This is a genomic window from Desulfosarcina cetonica JCM 12296 (assembly GCF_001311845.1).
GTDB lineage: Bacteria > Desulfobacterota > Desulfobacteria > Desulfobacterales > Desulfosarcinaceae > Desulfosarcina > Desulfosarcina cetonica.
On record NZ_BBCC01000441.1, the window covers coordinates 1 to 1451 of the forward strand.

General features: G+C 66.6%; 1 protein-coding gene and 1 pseudogene. Both read right to left on the reverse strand.

What is annotated here, in order from left to right; translation table 11 throughout:
• A pseudogene (locus JCM12296_RS34775) lies at window positions 1-516 on the reverse strand (heterodisulfide reductase); the annotation flags it as partial.
• A partial coding sequence (locus JCM12296_RS34780; protein ID WP_157068196.1) for an FAD-dependent oxidoreductase occupies window positions 453-1451 on the reverse strand: 999 nt, incomplete at its 5' end. The gene JCM12296_RS34780 and the pseudogene JCM12296_RS34775, both read right to left, overlap by 64 nt.

Here is a 1451-nt window from a genome sequence, read left to right on the forward strand (position 1 = left end):
GGCGGCGGCTTCGGCCGTGGCCACGGATTCGGCGATATTGCGCGGCGACAAGGCAATGCCGCAGGCGAACACGCCGGCCTTGAGGGCCTCCACCGGTCGCCATTTGCTGTCCGCTTCGCTAAAGAAGCCGTCTTCATCGGGCTGGACGCCATAGGCCTGGGAAAGCGCTTCGGGCAGGCGCGCCGTGATGCCGGTGGCCAAAACGAGCAGATCGACGCCGATCTCCACCGGCCGGTCAAGGATGGGATCAAACAGGCTGAGGGTCACGCCGCGCATTTCGTCATTACTCACCGTTACACCGGGTTCGGCTCCCGGCCGGTACTGGAAGAAGAGAATTCCCTGGCGCCGCGCCTCGGTGAAGTGGGTTTCGCTGGTGCCGCAGGTCATCATGTCACGGTAGATCACGTAGATCCCCAGCCCGGGATTACGCTTTTTGAGCCAGAGGGCCTGTTTCAGCGCCGTGGGACAGCAGACCCGGCTGCAGTAGTTGCGGGGGGCTGTCGGGAATCCACGCACAGGATCATGGCCACGCCGGTCAGGCTGGCGGCATTCAGCGTGTTGTCACGCATGCGCTGCTCCAGTTCGCGCTGGGTGACCACCGCCGGGTGGCTGCCGTAACCATAGCGCCGGGTGACGGCTTCGCCGCCGCCGGTGGCCAGGATCACGGCGCCGTGTTCGATGGTTTCCGCAGGCGCTTCGGCCGTCGTGACGGTCGAGACGAAGTGTCCGGCCTGTCCGAAGGCACCGGCCACCTGGCTGCGGGTTTTGACCTGGATGTTGGGATGGTTCTTGATCTGATCGATGGTTGCGTCCAGGAAGGGCGCCACCGCTTCGCCGTCCAGGGTTTCGTGCAGCCAGGTCAGGTTGCCGCCCAGCCGGTCGGCCGCCTCCACCAGGGTTGCCGGAATGCCGTGATCGGCCACGGCCAGGGCGGCATGCATACCGGCGATGCCTCCACCGACCACCAATACCCGCTGGCAAACCGGCGCTACCGGGCCGGTTTCACCCACGGCGTTTTTCAGCCGGGCGACGGCGGCCTTGAGGGTGGCCAGGTCCCTGGCGGCCGGTGGGGTGTCCATGGCCACGGTTTCGATGTAGGCCGGGGCAAGACCGAAGATGCCGGCCAACTCCCGCGCCTTTGCGCCGCACGTCAGGGGACGGCAGGCTCCCACCAGCACCCGGTTGACGTCGCTGGTATCGGTCTTCGAAAGGGCTTCCCAACCCGGGGTGGTGCAAAGATTCGAGATAACCGTTACCCGGACCACCGCCGGATCCAGGCCCAGGTCAGCGGAAAGGGCCTCGGCCGAAAGGGCCTTGAATGCGCCATGGGCAGGCTCGGCATCCCCACATCGGCAGAGCAGCACCAGGATTTGCGCCGGCTCCTGGGAAACGTCGCGTATCGCCGCCGGCGGCGTCGGTTCCTCGGCCAGTCCGCCACCGGCCCGGTGAAG